The organism is Priestia flexa NBRC 15715 (assembly GCF_001591565.1).
GTDB lineage: Bacteria > Bacillota > Bacilli > Bacillales > Bacillaceae_H > Priestia > Priestia flexa.
In genome coordinates, this window is sequence record NZ_BCVD01000020.1 from 22,661 (window position 1) to 40,446 (window position 17,786).

General features: G+C 38.0%; 17 protein-coding genes and 1 riboswitch. Of the genes, 6 read left to right on the forward strand and 11 right to left on the reverse strand.

What is annotated here, in order from left to right:
• Positions 1–97: 97 nt before the first annotated feature.
• The 4 genes from BFL01S_RS05430 to phaR form a co-directional block, all read right to left on the reverse strand.
• Positions 98–1,504 carry a TrkH family potassium uptake protein gene (locus BFL01S_RS05430; protein WP_268873881.1) on the reverse strand — a complete coding sequence of 469 codons (1,407 nt, stop codon included), beginning with the start codon at positions 1,502–1,504 and terminating at the stop codon, positions 98–100.
• Between the two features lie 207 nt (positions 1,505–1,711).
• The gene (locus BFL01S_RS05435; protein ID WP_025909636.1) at positions 1,712–2,800 is read right to left on the reverse strand and encodes a class III poly(R)-hydroxyalkanoic acid synthase subunit PhaC; all 1,089 of its coding nucleotides are present in this window, start codon (positions 2,798–2,800) and stop codon (positions 1,712–1,714) included.
• 85 nt (positions 2,801–2,885) lie between these two features.
• Positions 2,886–3,629 (reverse strand): 3-oxoacyl-ACP reductase, encoded by a 744-nt coding sequence (locus BFL01S_RS05440; RefSeq protein WP_025909637.1) that lies wholly within the window; start codon positions 3,627–3,629, stop codon positions 2,886–2,888.
• Positions 3,630–3,707: 78 nt separating this feature from the next.
• Positions 3,708–4,253 carry a polyhydroxyalkanoic acid synthase subunit PhaR gene (gene phaR, locus BFL01S_RS05445; protein ID WP_061785086.1) on the reverse strand — a complete coding sequence of 182 codons (546 nt, stop codon included), beginning with the start codon at positions 4,251–4,253 and terminating at the stop codon, positions 3,708–3,710.
• A 381-nt stretch (positions 4,254–4,634) separates the two neighbouring features.
• Here phaR and phaQ point away from each other — a divergent pair, with 381 nt between their 5' ends.
• The 3 genes from phaQ to BFL01S_RS05460 all read left to right on the forward strand — a co-directional run bounded on the left by phaQ (position 4,635) and on the right by BFL01S_RS05460 (position 6,084).
• Positions 4,635–5,063: a poly-beta-hydroxybutyrate-responsive repressor gene (gene phaQ / locus BFL01S_RS05450; protein ID WP_025909639.1), complete on the forward strand. Its 429-nt coding sequence runs from the start codon at positions 4,635–4,637 to the stop codon at positions 5,061–5,063.
• Between the two features lie 171 nt (positions 5,064–5,234).
• Positions 5,235–5,747, forward strand: a complete 513-nt coding sequence (phaP, locus tag BFL01S_RS05455) for a polyhydroxyalkanoic acid inclusion protein PhaP (RefSeq protein ID WP_025909640.1) — start codon at positions 5,235–5,237, stop codon at positions 5,745–5,747.
• A 142-nt stretch (positions 5,748–5,889) separates the two neighbouring features.
• Entirely contained in the window at positions 5,890–6,084 is a 195-nt protein-coding gene (locus tag BFL01S_RS05460; protein ID WP_025910214.1) for an alpha/beta-type small acid-soluble spore protein, read from the forward strand.
• A 247-nt stretch (positions 6,085–6,331) separates the two neighbouring features.
• Here BFL01S_RS05460 and BFL01S_RS05465 read toward each other — a convergent pair whose 3' ends face one another.
• From BFL01S_RS05465 to BFL01S_RS05475, 4 genes are all read right to left on the reverse strand, one after another.
• Complete coding sequence (locus BFL01S_RS05465) at positions 6,332–7,144, reverse strand: TerC family protein (protein ID WP_061785087.1); 813 nt, start codon at positions 7,142–7,144, stop codon at positions 6,332–6,334.
• Positions 7,145–7,241: 97 nt separating this feature from the next.
• A riboswitch (yybP-ykoY riboswitch) is annotated at positions 7,242–7,344 on the reverse strand.
• A gap of 71 nt (positions 7,345–7,415) precedes the next feature.
• Positions 7,416–7,553, reverse strand: coding sequence for a response regulator (locus BFL01S_RS20285; protein ID WP_156413467.1), 138 nt, complete (start codon positions 7,551–7,553; stop codon positions 7,416–7,418).
• Positions 7,554–7,777: 224 nt separating this feature from the next.
• Complete coding sequence (locus BFL01S_RS05470; protein WP_235859203.1) at positions 7,778–8,509, reverse strand: LytR/AlgR family response regulator transcription factor; 732 nt, start codon at positions 8,507–8,509, stop codon at positions 7,778–7,780.
• Between the two features lie 355 nt (positions 8,510–8,864).
• A complete protein-coding gene (locus BFL01S_RS05475) occupies positions 8,865–10,520 on the reverse strand; it encodes an alkaline phosphatase (protein WP_061785089.1) in 1,656 nt (551 codons plus the stop codon).
• Positions 10,521–10,755: 235 nt separating this feature from the next.
• Here BFL01S_RS05475 and BFL01S_RS05480 point away from each other — a divergent pair, with 235 nt between their 5' ends.
• From BFL01S_RS05480 to BFL01S_RS05490, 3 genes are read left to right on the forward strand one after another with little or no spacing between them, the layout of a single operon-like run.
• Positions 10,756–12,267 (forward strand): spore germination protein, encoded by a 1,512-nt coding sequence (locus BFL01S_RS05480; RefSeq protein WP_061785090.1) that lies wholly within the window; start codon positions 10,756–10,758, stop codon positions 12,265–12,267.
• 19 nt (positions 12,268–12,286) lie between these two features.
• Positions 12,287–13,372, forward strand: a complete 1,086-nt coding sequence (locus tag BFL01S_RS05485) for a Ger(x)C family spore germination protein (protein WP_061785091.1) — start codon at positions 12,287–12,289, stop codon at positions 13,370–13,372.
• A gap of 11 nt (positions 13,373–13,383) precedes the next feature.
• Positions 13,384–14,529: a GerAB/ArcD/ProY family transporter gene (locus tag BFL01S_RS05490; RefSeq protein ID WP_025910208.1), complete on the forward strand. Its 1,146-nt coding sequence runs from the start codon at positions 13,384–13,386 to the stop codon at positions 14,527–14,529.
• Between the two features lie 13 nt (positions 14,530–14,542).
• Here the strand turns inward: BFL01S_RS05490 and msrA are convergent, their stop codons facing one another.
• From msrA to BFL01S_RS05505, 3 genes are all read right to left on the reverse strand, one after another.
• A complete protein-coding gene (gene msrA, locus BFL01S_RS05495) occupies positions 14,543–15,505 on the reverse strand; it encodes a peptide-methionine (S)-S-oxide reductase MsrA (protein WP_025910207.1) in 963 nt (320 codons plus the stop codon).
• Between the two features lie 121 nt (positions 15,506–15,626).
• Positions 15,627–17,219: an MDR family MFS transporter gene (locus tag BFL01S_RS05500; protein WP_061785092.1), complete on the reverse strand. Its 1,593-nt coding sequence runs from the start codon at positions 17,217–17,219 to the stop codon at positions 15,627–15,629.
• Positions 17,220–17,284: 65 nt separating this feature from the next.
• On the reverse strand, positions 17,285–17,725 hold the full coding sequence (locus BFL01S_RS05505; RefSeq protein WP_025910204.1) for a MarR family winged helix-turn-helix transcriptional regulator: 441 nt from the start codon (positions 17,723–17,725) through the stop codon (positions 17,285–17,287).
• Between the last annotated feature and the right edge of the window lie 61 nt (positions 17,726–17,786).

Here is a 17,786-nt window from a genome sequence, read left to right on the forward strand (position 1 = left end):
ATAACCTCCTCATAAGATTATAAGCATTTGCTCTATACTAGCTTGTGCAAGTGCATAGATCTTATGAGCAGTAAAACCTGTCAAAACGCTTAATGAATTACCCAATAATAATGCGTTCTTTTGGATAATGATAGTCTGGTTCTGTTTTTGGACGACGAAGCATTAGAATAAATACGAGCATTCCAATTCGACCGATAAACATCAGAATAATAATGAGTATTTTCCCTACATCTGATAAGCCACTCGTGATTCCCATTGATAAGCCTGTCGTTCCAAAGGCTGAACACACTTCAAAAATAATCTCTGTTAAAGAAAACGACTCTGTGATTGTTAAAATAATAACAGAAGTGGAGCAGATAATAATGGCAAACATAGACACAGCTACAGATTTAGTAATATCATCTTCATGAATTTCTCGTCTAAAAATCTTTATTGTTTTACTTCCTCTTGCATAATAAAACAAAAATAAAATATTTAGAGCAAACGTGGTCGTCCGAATCCCTCCACCGACGGAGCTTGGAGATGCTCCAATGAACATCATGGCACTCATGATAAGCAGCGTCGGTAGCGTAAATTCACTAACATCCATCGTGGCTACTCCACCACTTCGGGTTGCGGCTGATTGAAAAAAGGCATAGAAGAATGCTTCATGCCAAGACTTCCCTGCCATAAACGCATTCTGTTCTAAAAGCAAAATTAACAAAGTTCCAACAGCTAACAAGGCTAAGAACATAATAGACGTTAATTTTGCAAAAAGAGAAAACTGAAACTTACGCTTTTCTTTACGCTTTAAAAAGAAGTGCTTAACTTCAATTAGAACTGGAAAACCAATTGCTCCTAGCGTAATTAAGAGCACCGTCACGACTTGAACAAAATAGTCGTTAGCATATGGAACAAACGAAGCTCCAGTTATATCAAACCCAGCGTTTGTTGTCGCACTAATAGATGAAAAAAAACCATGTAAAAATGCTTCTTTCCAATCTAAATAATATTGATGAAAGTGAAGCGTTAATACCAATGCACCAATTGCCTCAATGGCAAAAATAAGAAGCAGTACATTTCTCATTAAATTAACGAGTCCAGATAATTTGGACTGATTATGATCCATCATAATTAATTGTCGTTCTTTTAAGCCAATCTTTTTTCCAATTAAAAGCCAAATAAATGTACTTAGTGTCATAACACCGATTCCACCTATTTGAAAAATAAATGCTAAAATAAAATATCCGAATGTGCTAAACGTCTCAGCTGTTGAAACGGGCGTGAGGCCTGTTACGCTTACCGCGCTAACAGCAATAAATAAACGGTTAATTAAATCTAGCTCCACCCCTGGCTTTAATGCTGCTGGAATGCTTAAAAGTAAAAAACCAACCGTCACGGCCGTCAAATAAAAGCCGACAATAACTTGTGCTGAGGACATTTGCCTAATTCGATGTTTCCAATTTCGACGCATGATAGACATTCCTTTTTTTATAATACATAATAGCTTTCCCTTTTTTTGAATTTTTCTTCCTTATGTATTATTTTCTTTTACTCACTAAAAGAAGAGATAGCTTTATTTAGTATAAAAGAACAAGTGACCGTTGTCATTACCAAACAGGAATTTCAGTATAAAAAGTTCTTTTTCCCATTAATAATAAAAGCTGTACGTGCAGGAAAACCACTACACGTACAGCTTTTATTCTAGCTACATTTCGCTTATTAAAAAGTTTTACTTTGAACGCTTTTGTAGCCAATCACCAATTGTTGGGTACGTTTCTTTAACCGCTTTTGGACCAAATACAACTGAAACGTGTCCTGTTTGAAGAAGCTTATATTCTTTATCTTTGCTTGAAACAGCATCCATTAACGCAGCAACTTGATGAGGCATTGCAATGTGATCTCTGCTTGCAGCAATGTTAAGAATATTAGCCTTAATATTTTTTAAATCAACCTTTTGTCCACGAATATCTAGCTCGCCATTAATCAGCTTATTTTGCTGATAAAAATCTCGAATCCACTGACGATATGCTTCACCTGGGAACGGAATGCCATCGGCTACCCACTTTTGCATAAGCTTCCAGCTTTCAACAAAGCGTTGATTTTCTGAACGATCAACTAGCGTTACGTAAGGACCGTAGAAATTTGTAATTGGCTTTAACATCTTATTACCAAAGTCAATCATTTCAGGTGGAATGTTACCTAGCGTATCGACGGCTTTATCTAAGTTAAAGTAGCGTTCATCTAGAAATGCGCCGTATAAACCAGTGTCTGAAAAATCAAACGGACTTGTCATAAAGATCAAGTTTTTAATTGGCAATTCATCATGTAAAGCCGCAAAGGCTGCCGTCATCGTACCACCCATACAATAACCTAACACGGACAAGTTAGGTGCTTTTGAGTGACGCAGTACTTTTTTGGCAGCGCGCGGAATGTAGTCCATGATATAATCATCCAATTTCATACCGCTATCTTCTACGCCAGGCGTACCCCAATCCAACAGGTACACATCAAAGCCACGCTCTAATAAATATTCCACTAGGCTATTGCCAGGTGTTAAATCGAGAATATATGGTTTATTGATAAGAGCATATACAAGTAAAATTGGCGTCTTGTGTAGTTTTTCTTGAGTTGGAGTGTAACGATATAGCTTCGCTTTATTCTTTTTCCAAATCACTTCTTTTGGCGTCAATCCTACCTCTGGCTCTGCTTCCGTTGTGACAATTTCATAAGCACGCTTAAAGCGTCGAGCTGAGCTTTTATATTCGCTAGGCATTGATTTGATTAACTTTTCCCATTCTTGGATATATGGAGTTGCCATGAAAACATCCACCTTTCTTTTTAATCATGAGCGAAAAAGCACAGCCCCGACAAAACGTCAGGGCTACTTTTATATGAACGAACAATTACATGTATAAGCCACCGTTAATGTTTAGTTGTTGACCTGTGATATAAGCTCCGTCTTTAACTAAGTACACAACGCCACGTGCAATTTCATTTACTTGACCAAAGCGGCGCTTTGGAATTTTCGCAACAATATTAGCACGTACTTCTTCTGGAATTGCCATTACCATTTCAGTTTCAATAAAACCAGGGCAGATAGCATTAACCGTTACGTTTGTTTTTGCTAACTCAAGTGCCAGCGACTTTGTGAAGCCTACCATACCAGCTTTTGCAGCTGCATAGTTTGTTTGACCGAACCCGCCTGCTTGACCGATAATAGATGAAATGTTAATGATGCGGCCTGCTTCTGCTTCTACTAAGTCACCTAAAGCAGCAGAAGTTGTGTTATACACACTATGTAAATTAACATCAATCACTTTCTTCCAATCTTCTTCTCCAAGCTTTTTGAAAGAACGATCGCGCGTAATACCAGCGTTATTTACTAAGATATCAAGCTGGCCAAACGCTGCTTTTGTTTCTTCAACAAGGTGTTTAGCTTGATCTGCATACGATACGTCCGCTTGAACAGCAATCGCTGAACCGCCGTTTTCTCTAATTTCATTGACAATAGCTTCTGCAGATTCTTTACTACTGTTATAGTTTACAGCTACCTTAACACCTTGTGATGCTAATTCACGTGTAATAGCCGCTCCAATTCCTTTAGATCCACCTGTTACGATTGCTACTTTACCTTGTAATTCTGTCATCAAAAATTCCCCCTGGCCTCATCAATTGTAATTGTTCTACATAAACAGTAGTATGATGTGTTTACTTGTCCCCTTGTCTTACTTTTGAGCCGGTTGCTCGCTCGGCTTTTCTACTTTTACTTGCTCCAACAGCTCGGCTTTTAGCTGTTCACCTTGCTCTTGAATTTGCTCTTGAATTTGCTCTTGAATTAACTCTTGCAGCACAGCTTGCGTATCCTGCTGCTCTTCAAGCAGTGACAATACCTTATCTAGCTTTTTGTCTAACGACTTTACATCTGACTTCAGCTTAGTGACTTCACGCTTGAAAGCTGGACTATCTTGCTTGTCTTCAAGATCATCGAAACGATCTTCTAACGCCTCTACCTTTTCCTCTACATTAATAACAAGTGAAGCTACGTTTGCTACATCTTCCTTTGTTGGAATGTTGACCTGTTGAAAATAGCGCCCTGTTACTTCGTTAATAGCTTGTTGATACTGAAGGTTCATGTTCAGAACGTTTCCCATCATTTGTGAGAACTCTTCTCTGTTCATATTGTCTCCAATAACTTTTCCCCAGTAAGACTCAGTTTTGTCATATACGTCTTTCCATGCTTGAAACGGATCTAACATCTTTTGCTGTTCCAATTTTCCATCTCCTTTCCACGTAATTAAAAGTGATGGCTCTCAATATGCTCATGACGAAAACGCATGTGGACATATTAGGAAGCACGAAGTAAACGCAATCATTATCATCAATAAGAACGCTTACTATTGTTTAATTTGTTTTCTACTTGCGCCAACAAAATGTAAAAGTGTTAAAAATATCTTACGTATACTATTATAGAGTTGTTTGATACGATAAACAATTCCCAATATTTGATTATTTTTGAAAATTTTTGACAGAAATTGTCGAAACCTTTTGTTTTTTTGTCGTTTCTAAAAAAACCCAAGGGAATGATTGACTTTTATCTCATCTAGGTGTAAATTACACATATAGAGATAAATTACCAAAAAGGGGTGATTAACTTGAGTACAAGTAAAGAAGATAACGCCTCTGCTTCAAACTCCGCTAACCTTGAAAAATCGATTAGTGGTGCACCAAAAAACTTTATGATTCCTTTTTTATTACTGAGCCTTCGGGGTTGGAATTTACATGGTTATAAGCTAATTCAACAGCTAATGAGCTTTGGCTTTACATCCGTCGACCAAGGAAACGTATATCGCACCTTGAGACAGCTTGAAAAAGATAACCTTATTACTTCACAATGGGATACATCTGCTGAAGGACCAGCTCGACGTATCTACTCATTAACGGAAGCTGGCGAACAATACTTAACGATGTGGGCTTCATCATTAGAGCAATATCAAAATATGTTGGATTCATTCTTTTCCATGTATACAGACATGTTTTTTCCATTCAGCTCAGGTACAAAAAAAGATGAGAATCAAAAGTAATTTGCATGTACAAAAGGAGTCACGTAGTTTGATGCTGCGTTTCCTTATATAAAAATAACGGCTATTTCGCGAGCTAGCTGAAATGTTAAGCCTTACACCTACGACAAACACCACTAACGTTTCATAAATTTATTCTGTTCGCAAGCCAATCAACCGAGGAGGAATTTGATTATGGCAACAGTAAAGTATGAAACAGTAATCGATGCAATGTGGGATCAATGGACAAAAGGATTAGAAAACATCGCTGAAGGAAATAAGCAAGTTGAGCTTTGGACGTTAAAAACATTAGAGCAACAGCAAGAATTTGTCTCAAAAGCAGTTGAACAACTTCAAGAAGTTGATAAGCAATGGAAAGCTGAGCTTGAAAACCTTCAGAAAAGAACAGTTGAAAATTTACGTAAAACTGCAGGCAACGCTGTGGCAGACTCATACGAAGAGTGGACGAATCGCATGAGCGAAGCATTAAGCAAGCTACAATCATTATCTGTAAACCAAAGCAAAACTGGTTATACAATGGTGAAACAAGCACAAGAGCAATACCACCAAGTCATCACACAGCTACTAGAAGAGCAAAAGAAAACGCGTGAAGAGCTTCAACAAGTATCTGATGCGTACGTAGAGCAAGTAAAATCTCTACAAAAATCATTTGCTCAATCAGTTGATCAATATGCAGTTGTAAAATAAAACAAGAAAGCCTAACTTCTTCTGAAGTTGGGCTTTTTATTATCTCCTTCAAACCATTACCAGTATGGCAAGAAAACGAGAGTACATACTACGACTACAACGATAATTATTCGTTGAACTTAAAAAAGGAGAGAATGAAACCATGGCTAAATCAAATAAATTATTAGTTCCTGGCGTTGGACAATTTTTAGATCAATACAAAGCAGAAATCGCTCAAGAATTTGGAGTAACTTTAGGCTCTGATACGGTTGCTCGTAGCAACGGATCAGTTGGTGGCGAAATTACAAAACGTCTAGTACAACAAGCTCAAGCTCATTTAAACGGGCAAAACAAATAATTTTAACAACTTCATAACATGGCTAAAAGCAGGTGCTCTAGGCACCTGCTTTTCTCATGCAAAAAAGAGGGTGGGACATAACAAAACAAATTTCCAAAAAGAAGAACAATTCCTTTTCTCACCTCTTTACGTTGTTAGAATACGTTTGTTTTCACAATCAACAAAAAACCTGAATGATTAAAAGCGAGTAACTCTCAATCGTTCAGGTTTATCGTTGGCTGAATTACTTATGTCTCAGCCTCTTTGATTATTGATGATCTACTTTTTTCAATGCATCTTGTGCATCATCTGAACCTTCAATTTCACTTTGATTTTTACCTTTCGATAAGAACCAGCCGCCAACAGCAATTGCAATCAGCACGATCCAAAAGAAAAGTTTCCATCCTTTTGACTCTGGGAAATGCTCATCAACAATTGCTAATTCAGGGTGAGCAAGCGTATATACTGCTAATTTAACCCCTACCCAACCAACAATTAAGAACGCAGCCGTTTCTAAACCTGGGCGTTGATTTAATAATTTTACGAACCATGTTGCTGCAAAACGCATGATAATTAATCCAATTAATCCACCTGCAAAAATAACGGCGAACTGTCCACCATCTAGCCCACCAATCTTAGGTAGTGGAGTATTTGGAAGCGTGACAGCAAGAGCTACCGCTGCAAGAATTGAATCGACCGCAAACGCAATGTCTGCTAACTCTACTTTTAAAACAGTCATCCAAAAACCTGAACCCTTTTTTTCCTTTGTAACGGTTTCATCATGTTTTGACTTTTTCAAATAGCGCTTTACGAGGTGATTAATCGCGATAAACAGTAAATATACTGCTCCGATTGCCTGTACTTGCCAAACATCCACTAAGAACGAGATTGCAAATAGTGAACCAAAACGGAAGATAAATGCCCCCGCTAACCCGTAAAATAACGCTTTTTTACGCTGCTCTTCTGGTAAGTGCTTTACCATAATTGCCATTACAAGCGCATTATCGGCAGCTAAAATTCCTTCTAAGGCGATGAGAACAAGCAACACCCACCCATATTCTAATAACAATGATGCATCCATAAACATTCTCCTCTCTTTTCTCTCTTACTAATCTTTTTCCCTAATTCGGCAAAGAAAACACAAAAAGACCTTTGCCAAATATGGCAAAGGTCTTGCTAAGCATAAATAAACTCGTTATGCCAACAAAGCCGATGGACAGAATCCATGGAATGACGACTTTGTTTCAGGTTTCCCTGACGCTACTCCCCTTTACTCCTTAGACGAAGTAAGTGTATTAAGTTATTATCATAATACGTAACTTTTTCCAACTTGTCAATGGAAGAATAGTTATTTATTTCTTTCCATTCAGTATACGTGCTAACTTGTGTAAAAATGTCTCAAAATGGATGGGTTTGGTGATATAATCTTCAAGCCCCATGTTCACTTCTTTTTCAATATCATCTTGTAGTGCATTCGCTGTAACTGCCATCAACACCCATTTTTTATGAGGCGTGATGAGCTACTGCTTCTTTCAATTAAGTCTAAGGCTGTATAAGCAGCTAGAATGCCCACTACTATTGCCAGCAAAACGGTAAATAAATTATAATTCCCTTCCAGAGTCATTCGCTCCTTTCTCATAAGCAAGACGTAAAAACAGACGAACCGTTTCAAAGACTCGCCTGCTGTTACGTGCAAGTGTATTTAATTCAACTGTTAATTGACCATTAGATCATGGAGCTGCTTTTGCACTTCTTGAATTTTCAATTTCGAGATATGAGCATATTCATCAAAATTCAAAAAGTAGACTAGGTACGTTTCATTTCTAGGAGTAATATGAGAGACCTTTTCCAGATTAACAATATAAGATCGATGCGTTTGGCTAAAAACGTTTGGATCTAAATACATATAAATATCACTGATGTTTTCATATGTTTCATATGTTCTCAACTGTGTGAATATTAAACATTTCTTTCCTGATTTTTCAATAAAAACAATCTCGTTAATTGGTATATAGTAAGTAGATCCGTTAAATTTAACAGGTAATCGCTTTGCTCTTGATTTAGTTGAGTTGTCTTTTTCTTGTTTAGCAAGCGTTTTTTTAGCGCGCTCTAAAGCTACATATAAACGCTGATTTTCAATCGGTTTAATAATATAATCAAGCGCAGATAATTCGAAAGCTTCAACCGCAAACTGATCATACCCTGTTATAAAGATAAAGCGTAAATCTGGTTTAATCTTCAAACATTCTTTGACAGCTTCTAATCCGCTCATGCTCAGTATATTAATATCTACCAAAATAAGCTCTGGACTTTGTACCATTACTTGCTGAATTAACTCTTCACCATCCCTGCAAGAGCCAATGACATCAAAGCCAGGTACCTGAGAAATAAAATATTCTAAGATTTCAATTGAATCTATATTATCATCTGCAATTAATACTTTCACAAACGTCGCTCCTTCTAACATTCTTTCTAATCCTTTTACATTATCTATTCCGTCAAATTAAAAACAAAAATGAACATTTATGCTAAGGAGAAAAATCTCGCTAGTTTCTCTCAAATTTAGTAAGTATTTGGATATCAAAAGTGTAGCATATAACCGTAACAACATATATATGAGAAATGAACTAATCAATTCATAAACCAAGTCTATCATACTATACTTCTTCCACTTATGCATAAAGAAATGCCTAAAAATCGTATTTTTATATAGGTCTTTTTGACTATTAATAAGAGATGAAACAAAAACAAATAAGCCCACCAGAAGAATTCACTTCCGGTGAGCTATATGCTTCACATGCTTATTTGCCTTTTTTTACAATGTCTTGTGCTTGCTTTGATACAAAGAAGCGGCCGTTTTTATCTTGTACGACAACGCTATTCATTTCAATTTCTTTTCCATTCACAACCGCAATATTTTTGTTAACAGGAAACTCAACCGTACGCTTGTTTGATTTTACAACTAGTACAGGGTTTTGTGGATCTTGTTTATTTACTGTTACGTTAGCACCCTTAAATGCTTTTGTAGCTTCAATAAATAGCTCATCCGTTAGTTTATCTAAGTCGAAATTCATTGCTTTTGCCATATGCTTAGCAAGATCAGTATTATCGTAATGCCCCACAGGACGATCTACTCCGTATGAATATAAGAACATGTCTTCACCCGTATGCCCACCTGTCGTAAAGCCTAGGTTTGCACGATTTGCCAGCAGTTTAGATAATGTTACTCCAATTGCATTTTTATCTTTCGCTGCATCTAACTGTTTCTTTTCATCAACCGTTAAGTTGTCTAACCCGTATAAAGCAGCCACTTCTTCTTTGTTTGATAAGTCTTTATTTAGAGAGCCCATTGCACCTTCTAACGTCATTTTCGCTTTTTTCAACGGGTCAATGTACGCTGAAACAGGCGTTGTATCATAGTTTTTATCTGTATTTTTACTTCCGATTGAAATACCGCTATTACCGTGATCTGATACAACAATAACCATTGTATTTTTATCTTTTTTCGCAAACTCGACTGCTTTCCCTACTGCGTTATCAAAAGCTAACACGTCGCTTACCATTCCAACAGGATCGTTTGCATGTGCCGCCCAGTCTGGCTTACTGCCTTCAACGAATAAGAAAAATCCATCCTTGTCCTTTGAAAGCGTAGTAAGTGCTTTATCCGTCATTTCTGAAATTGTCGGCTCTTGGGGCTTTGTTTGTTTACGGTCCATTTCGTAAGCAAGCGCTGAATCTGAGAATGAACCCCAAATTTTATCTGATTTTGATTTCAATAACTCATCGCGATTTTCTACAAAATCATAGCCCTTTTCGTCAATTACTTCAACTAAGTTTTCACCGTCTTTACGGTTTTTACTACCTTCTCCTGTAACAAGTGATTGCTTACCACCACCGAGTACAACGTCTATGCCTTGGTATACTTGCTGCTCACCTAGTACATCAAAGTTATTACGATCGTGATGATGGGCTGAAAAACCAGCTGGCGTTGCGTGTTGAATTTCAGAAGTTGCCACAATTCCTGTTGCTTTTCCAGATAGCTTTGCTCCTTCTAGAACATTTGCAACGGGGCGGTACTTGTCTTCTTCTTTTATTTGTTCAACACCAGGTGTTGTGACAAGTGAAGGAAGCACTCCTACGTATCCAGAGTTAGATTTATTACCAGTAGCCAATGCTGTTCCTGCTGGTGCTGAATCCGTAATTGCTGATTCAGCTGAATAAGCGCGAACCCCTCCAGCCATTAACTGATCCATATGTAGAGGTGCACCTTTATACCATCTTGCTAATGTTGTTGTGCTTGAGCTTGTTCCGTCCGTTACCATCATAATAACGTTTTTTGGTTTTTTCTCCTGCTGTTTTGGCCCCTTCGCTTCAGTTTCCATTAATGCATTTCCTAATCCAAAAGAACCGAGTGCTACAGCACCAGCAAGCGTTGCCCCTAATAATTTCTTTTTCATTTCATCGTGCTCCCTTCGTATCGCTCTTTTTTCTACATGCTTAAATCTAACAATTTTTTGTAAATGCACTTTTATGGCAATGTAAAGATTCGTTAAAATCGCGTAAATCCCTGTTTACAAGCCAAAAAATCCTTCAAATGCACTAATCCTTCAGGAGAAAAGTTTCATCGCATAAAAAGGAAACACATGAACAAACTACCAATAACAGATGAGGATTGATGACAAGGAGATACTTATGTTCAAAAATTTATTTAAAAAGAACAATGCTGATCAACAACCAAAGAAAACCCTAGATGAAATTATTGAGCAATTTAGTAAATCCAGTGATTTTACAACGCTCGCTATTGGAGCTCAGCATAAGAAATACGTCATTACGTACTTTAAACAGCTCGTCCAGATGCAAAGCGTTGAAGATAAAATTATAAAGCCTATTCAGCTCATTGACTTTACGTTAACAAACGTCAACGAAGTCGAAAACGTATTACCGATTGAAGATATCTCTATCACCAAAGATACCCAAGAAATTTTGGAAAAGATGCTTCGCGGGTATGTTATGTTTCAGCTTCATACTGATGATAAAGAAGTTGCGTTAATTAAAGTTCAAAGCTTTGATACGGGATTTCGAACAGAGAATGAAACTGAAAATGAGTTTAGCGTTGTAGGTCCAAAGCTCGGATTTGTAGAAGACCTAGACGTTAATTTATATCTCATGCGAAAGACATTAATTTCTGAGCATTTGGTATTCAAGGAAATTACGGTCGGACAAAAGTCTAAAACTCGGGTAGTAATCGTTTATTTAGAGGACATCACGAACCCACAGCATGTAGATACCATGACAAAGCGCTTAGAGTCCCTTGACTTTGACGTTATTTTTGATAGCACCATGCTAGAGCAGCTCATTTCAGATAACTCCAATACTCCTTTTCCTTTGTTTTTAACAACGGAGCGAGTAGACCGCGTATTGTTTACCTTGCGAAACGGTCAAGTTGCTTTTTTCTCAAGCGGTTCTCCATATGCAGTGACGGGACCATCCACGCTGCTTGATTTTTTCATCTCACCTGAAGACTATTATTTACCGTGGGTGCTAGGCTCATTCTTTCGCTTAATTCGAATGTTTGGCGTATTCTTTTCTATTTTTGCAACGCCGCTATATGTTGCCGTTGTTACCTATCATTATGAAATGTTGCCAAAAGATTTACTGGGACCAATTATTTTCTCAAGAACAAATGTCCCTTTTCCTCCTGTAGTAGAAGTGTTGTTCTTAGAAATAACCATCGAACTGCTTAGAGAAGCCGGAGCCAGACTACCTTCTAAAGTCGGCCAAACGCTTGGAATCGTTGGGGGAATTGTTATTGGGCAAGCAACCGTTGAAGCTGCTTTAACTAGTAACGTTTTGCTCATTATTGTTTCTCTAACTGCGCTCGCATCGTTTACAACGCCAATTTTTAAGATGTCTAATACGATTCGACTTTTGCGCTTCCCTTTTGTACTGTTTGCAGCCTTGTATGGACTGGTCGGTATCATGTTTGGCTTTTGCTACTTAATCGTTCATTTAATTCGATTACAATCCCTGGGTATGCCTTATTTAGTTCCTGTCTATCCATTTCGAGCAAAAAGCCAACGAGATACGTTGCTTAGACTTCCATATAGCAAAACGGCAAAACGCCCTGGGTATTTAAGACCTTTAAGCTGGTTCCGCTATAATCCTGAAAAATCAAAAAAGAAACAAAATCTAGACCGAGAGTAAGCAAGGAGGATATACAGCAATGAAAAAATTAATAATTATAGCTTGTTGTAGCATCTTTCTAATTAGCTGTGCGGATCGAGAAGTGATTGATGAGATACAAGTCGTGAATGCGATAGGATTCGATTACGATAAGGACGAAGACAAGATTCGAGGAACCATTTTATATCCCATCTTTAAATATGGACCAACGGAAGAACCAAGCATCATTGCAGCCAAAGGCGATAGTTCTTTTGATGTCCCTCTCCATTTAAATGTTAAGTCTTCACTCCCTTTGGCATTTGGCCAATTGCGTAGCGTCATAATTGGTGAAGATTATGCCAAACACGGAATGCGCGATTTAGTCAATACGCTTGCTCGAAATCCTGACTTAGGGCGTACGATTAAAGTAGCCATCACAGATGGTAATGCACATGAGATGTTAAGCTCTGTTACGAGAAAGAAAATTAAAGATTATCAGTTTATCTCAAATCTAATTGACCAGAATATTAAAACTGAAAACCTACCGCGAACCAACTTACAAACGTTTTTATTTAGTTTTTTTAGCGACGACCGCGATCCTTTTTTACCGTTGTTATCCCAAGAAAAAGATGCAATTAAATTAGAAGGAGTTGCATTGTTTAAAAATGAAAAATACATTTCTTCAATCGATATGAAAGAGGCGTTTTTAATGAAGCTACTCCTGGATGGGACGAAGCACGGTCGCTATACAATGGATATGAAGCACAAAGGGCATTCAGGCGAAGTTTTTTTAGAAAATCTGCGAACCAAAACGAATTACGAATTAAAAGGGAACCGTCATAATCCCATCATTGTTGTCCATTTAAATATTGACGGCCTTGTAAAAGAGTTTCCACAATGGCTGAAACTAACAAAGCCATCTAATGTCAATATGCTTGAGAAAAAGCTAACTACGAACTTAGAAAAAGACAGTGATCGCTTAATTAAAAAGCTGCAAAAGCTTGGCGTTGACCCCATTTGTTTTACGGATTACGTTCGTAGCCGTACGCGGAACTTTGACAGCCAACGCTTTAGAGAAAACTATTCGGACATGGATATCCATGTAAAAGCGCATGTGAATCTAGTTCAAACAGGCATTAGTCAGTAGGAGGGAACAACGTGGAAAACAATGTGAAAGAACAATTTCAAGTCTCTCCGTCTTTTCTGTTCTTTTTGATTCATTCCGTGCAAGTAGGGGTTGGAATGCTGGGGTTTCAAAGATATATTGTGAAGGGTGGCGGACATGACGCTTGGATTTCAGTTATTGCTTCTGGCTTAGCCGTCTCTGTGCTGTTTTGGATGTGCTTTTATGTACTAAAACGTGAAAATACGGATGTCATTGAAATTCATCGCCTGTATTTTGGAAAATGGATTGGCAATCTATTTAATATCATCTTATGCCTATACTTTTTCTCTTTTGCAATCACGATTTATCGAACATATATTGAAGTCCTCCAAGTCTGGATGTTCCCGCGGCTCACCACTTGGAGTATTTCACTTATTTATCTTCCTCTCATCTATTATATTATTTCAGGTGGTTTTCGCGTCATTACAGGTATTGCATTCTTTGGAGTCGTCCTTCCATTACCTTTATTTTTTTCATTGTTTTATCCACTTTCGCTAGGCGAAGTAAATAATATCTTACCGATTTTAGATCATAGCTTTGGTGAGTTGTTTACTTCTTTTAAAACAATGACGTTTAGCTACTTGGGGTTTGAATCGATTTTATTTTTTTATCCCTACATTAAAAATGGACCCTCTAGTTACAAGTGGGGGCAAGCTGGGCTTTTATTTACAACCGTTCTCTATACATTTTTAACAATTGTAACATTTGTTTATTTTAGTCAAGGGCAGCTTTTAAAAACGATTTGGCCGACGCTCACAATGGCTAAAATTATTGAAATTCCCTTTATTCAACGATTTGAATACGTTGTAATTTCATTATGGCTTCTTGTTGTTCTGCCAGCAATTTGTACAACCTTATGGTGCAGCGTTCGAGGGATGAGACGGACATTTCGAGGAAAGTCTACTATTTACCTATTGGTATTTATGCTAACCTTATTAGCTCTTTCAATTTTCTTTGATAATCGAAAAAACATTGACCTTTTAAATAATACCGTTTCTCAAATAGGGACATACGTTATTTATTTTTACATTCCTTTTCTATTTATTTTCAGCATTATTCGTTCGAAAATAAAAGGAAGCAAACGAACACCTGAACCACAGCAGGAACCTCAAAAAAAGAGTGAGTCACCTTCATCGTGACTCACTCTTTTTATTAGTTAAATAGCGCTACATATTCACCGTATCCCTCTTCTTCAAGCTTATCTTTAGGGACAAATCGAAGAGCGGCTGAGTTGATGCAATAGCGTAACCCTCCAGCTTCCGTCGGACCATCTTCAAAAACATGACCTAAATGTGAATTTGCAGTTTTACTACGCACTTCCGTTCGAACCATATTATGACTAACATCCATGTTTTCCTCTACCTCTTCCTTATTAATTGGCTTGGTAAAGGACGGCCAGCCGCACCCAGCATCATATTTATCTCGTGAGCTGAAGAGTGGTTCTCCAGAAACAATGTCTACATAGATTCCTTCTTCTGTATGATTCCAGAATTCATTTCGAAATGGAGGTTCGGTTGCGTCATTTTGTGTTACCTCGTATTGAATTGGCGTCAAGCGTTTTTTCAACTCTTCATCTCTACCGATATCTTTCCAGTTCTCTTTAATAAACCGATCGCGACCGGAACCTCGACGGTACATTGAATAGCGAAATTTATTCTTTTTGTAGTAATCTTGATGATACTCTTCCGCTTCATAAAACGGCTTTGCAGGTAAAATTTGAGTTACGATAGGGCTTGAAAAACGGCCGCTCTCTTCTAGCTGTTGCTTTGAAGCTTCCGCTAGCTGCTTTTGCTCATCATTATGATAAAAGATTGCTGTGCGATAAGAGTCTCCGCGATCAGCAAACTGTCCTCCTGGATCGGTTGGATCGATTTGAGGCCAGTAAAGCTCCAATAATTTTTCATATGGAAACACTTCGGGATCAAATGTAATTTGAATCGCTTCATAGTGTCCTGTCGTTTCTGAACATACTTCTTTATACGTTGGATTTTCAGTATGGCCTCCAGTATAGCCCGATACAACTTTTAGAATGCCTGGCTGTTCGTCAAACGGCTTTACCATGCACCAAAAGCAGCCTCCAGCAAACGTGGCTAATTGATGGTTAGATTGTGTCAACGAGAAGACCTCCTCTTGATTATTTATGTTTATTATACGACTGATTAATTGAGATACCAACTATCTTGCTTCACCGACTATTATGTATAGAAAAAAAGGAAGCTATGAAGCTCCCTCTTCGTTACCCTGCCTTATTTTCATGTTCTTCGTTTTCTTTTTCATCTACGCGCTGACTCATTCGAAGCGGAATAGCTTTAATAAAGAACGTTAGGACTACACCCGTTACAACAATAAAACCAGCAGTTAGATAAACGCCTGTTAGTGAATAGCTTAGCGTTTCACGAAGAATAGATACAAAGCCATCAAATGCTTGTTGCATGGATGCTGGTACCTGTTTTTGAATATCTGCTAAGCGCGCAGGATCCATTAGTACCTGTGGATCTAGCCCCTGAAGTTTCGAAGCTAATTCAGGAGGAACAGATGCTCCGCTTACCTCTTCTGTCATATGGCTAGACATACGTGAGTTCATCATTGTTCCCATAATCGCAACCCCAACTGTACCACCAAGCTGACGGAACAATTGACTGGATGCTGTTGCTACACCTAGGTAGCGCTGTTCAACAGCATTTTGAATGATTAGCGTAAATACTGGGAAGCTCATTCCTAATCCTAAACCCACTAAAATATTGTTGATGATTACGTTTGTTGACGTCGAATCTTGATTCATTGCTGACAGTGAGAACATTCCTGCTGACATGATAGCTAAGCCAATGATTGCTAAACCTTTATACTTACCTGTTTTCGTAATATATTGTCCACCGAGCGTACTTGCAAGTACCATCGCAAGCGTCATTGGCATCATAATCAATCCAGACGCCGTTGCAGAACGACCGATAACACCTTGAATAAAGAACGGAATATACATCGCTGCTCCAAACATTCCAGCACCTAAAATAAACCCAACAACGTTTGAGAGCGTAAAGATGTTGTTACGGAATAAGTGAAGTGGTAATACCGGACTTTTTGCTTTTCGCTCGACCATAATAAAAATAGCTAACGATACAATGGTTCCAATAAACAAGCTGATGATTGGTGTTGACACCCAATCATACTTAGAACCAGCCCACGAGAACGCTAGTAGTAGCGGTACAATGGTTGTTGTTAAGAATAGTGAACCCGCATAGTCGACCTTTTCACCTTCTCGTTTTTCAACGCTTGGAAACAGCATCCAAATTAGAACGAATGCAACGATACCAAACGGTAAGAATACCCAGAAAACCCAGTGCCAGTTCGCATTATCAACAATCCAACCGCCAAGTGTTGGACCGAATACACTGGCTAAACCAAAGACTGAGCTTAGTAACCCTTGCCAACGACCGCGCTCACGCGGCGTAAATAAATCTCCAACTGCTGTAAATGCAGTCGACATAATTAAACCTCCACCAAGGCCTTGAACAGCTCGGAAGATGATCAATTGAATCATTGTATTTGAAAAACCTGCACATAGTGAACCGATGATGAAAATACCGATACCTGTTAAAATAAACGGCTTGCGTCCGTAAATATCTGAAAGCTTCCCTACTAAAATAGCTGTGATACTGGAAGCTAACATAAAGCTTGTAAATACCCAGCTATAATACTCAATTCCCTGTAGCTCAGCAATAATACGTGGCAATGCAGTACCCACAATCGTTTGGTTTACGGCTGTAAACAGCATTGCTGACATAATTGCAATCATAATGGCTACTTTTTTTCGATGTTCTAAATGTTCCATATGTCTACTCCTTTCGGTAACTAAATAATTCACCTAGTGAATCATTTTTTCGGCGTACCTGTCTCTTAGTTTGACTGTCGCTCCGCAGAACGATCAATTTTTTGAAATAATGTATTCATAATTTGAATTTCCTCATTTGTAAAATCGTTAAACCGTTCAAAAAAATATGCTCTTTTTTTTGCTTCAATTTCCTCAAATATAGCATGCCCTTTTTCAGTAATGACAATTTCAACAATTCTTCGATCTGCTTCTGACTTTTTCCGTTCCACATACCCTTTAGATAAAAGCAAATCCGTCAAAGCCGTAATATGACTAGCGGATACCTGCAGGTGCTTTGAAATGTCCGTTGATTTTTGAGGACCTTCATTTCTTAACATGCGAAGAATCATAAAAGCATTAGTTGATAGCTCCGAATCAAATACGCTGTTAATTTCTTGTCGAAGCTGACGAAATACACTGCGAAACAACAACTCCATTTCATGGAGAAGCTCATGACGTTCTTTCACTATACACACTCCTTCCTTTTACTTATATGATTAAAAAGTTAATAAAATATTTATTTCACTT

Excerpts from the sequence above, each read along its gene's own strand:
- BFL01S_RS05435 (WP_025909636.1), bottom strand. The coding sequence starts at position 2,800 with ATGGCAACTCCATATATCCAAGAATGGGAAAAGTTAATCAAATCAATG.
- BFL01S_RS05440 (WP_025909637.1), bottom strand. The coding sequence starts at position 3,629 with ATGACAGAATTACAAGGTAAAGTAGCAATCGTAACAGGTGGATCTAAA.
- phaP (WP_025909640.1), top strand. The coding sequence starts at position 5,235 with ATGGCAACAGTAAAGTATGAAACAGTAATCGATGCAATGTGGGATCAA.
- BFL01S_RS05460 (WP_025910214.1), top strand. The coding sequence starts at position 5,890 with ATGGCTAAATCAAATAAATTATTAGTTCCTGGCGTTGGACAATTTTTA.
- BFL01S_RS05465 (WP_061785087.1), bottom strand. The coding sequence starts at position 7,144 with ATGGATGCATCATTGTTATTAGAATATGGGTGGGTGTTGCTTGTTCTC.
- BFL01S_RS20285 (WP_156413467.1), bottom strand. The coding sequence starts at position 7,553 with ATGGCAGTTACAGCGAATGCACTACAAGATGATATTGAAAAAGAAGTG.
- BFL01S_RS05475 (WP_061785089.1), bottom strand. The coding sequence starts at position 10,520 with ATGAAAAAGAAATTATTAGGGGCAACGCTTGCTGGTGCTGTAGCACTC.
- BFL01S_RS05480 (WP_061785090.1), top strand. The coding sequence starts at position 10,756 with ATGTTCAAAAATTTATTTAAAAAGAACAATGCTGATCAACAACCAAAG.
- BFL01S_RS05485 (WP_061785091.1), top strand. The coding sequence starts at position 12,287 with ATGAAAAAATTAATAATTATAGCTTGTTGTAGCATCTTTCTAATTAGC.
- BFL01S_RS05500 (WP_061785092.1), bottom strand. The coding sequence starts at position 17,219 with ATGGAACATTTAGAACATCGAAAAAAAGTAGCCATTATGATTGCAATT.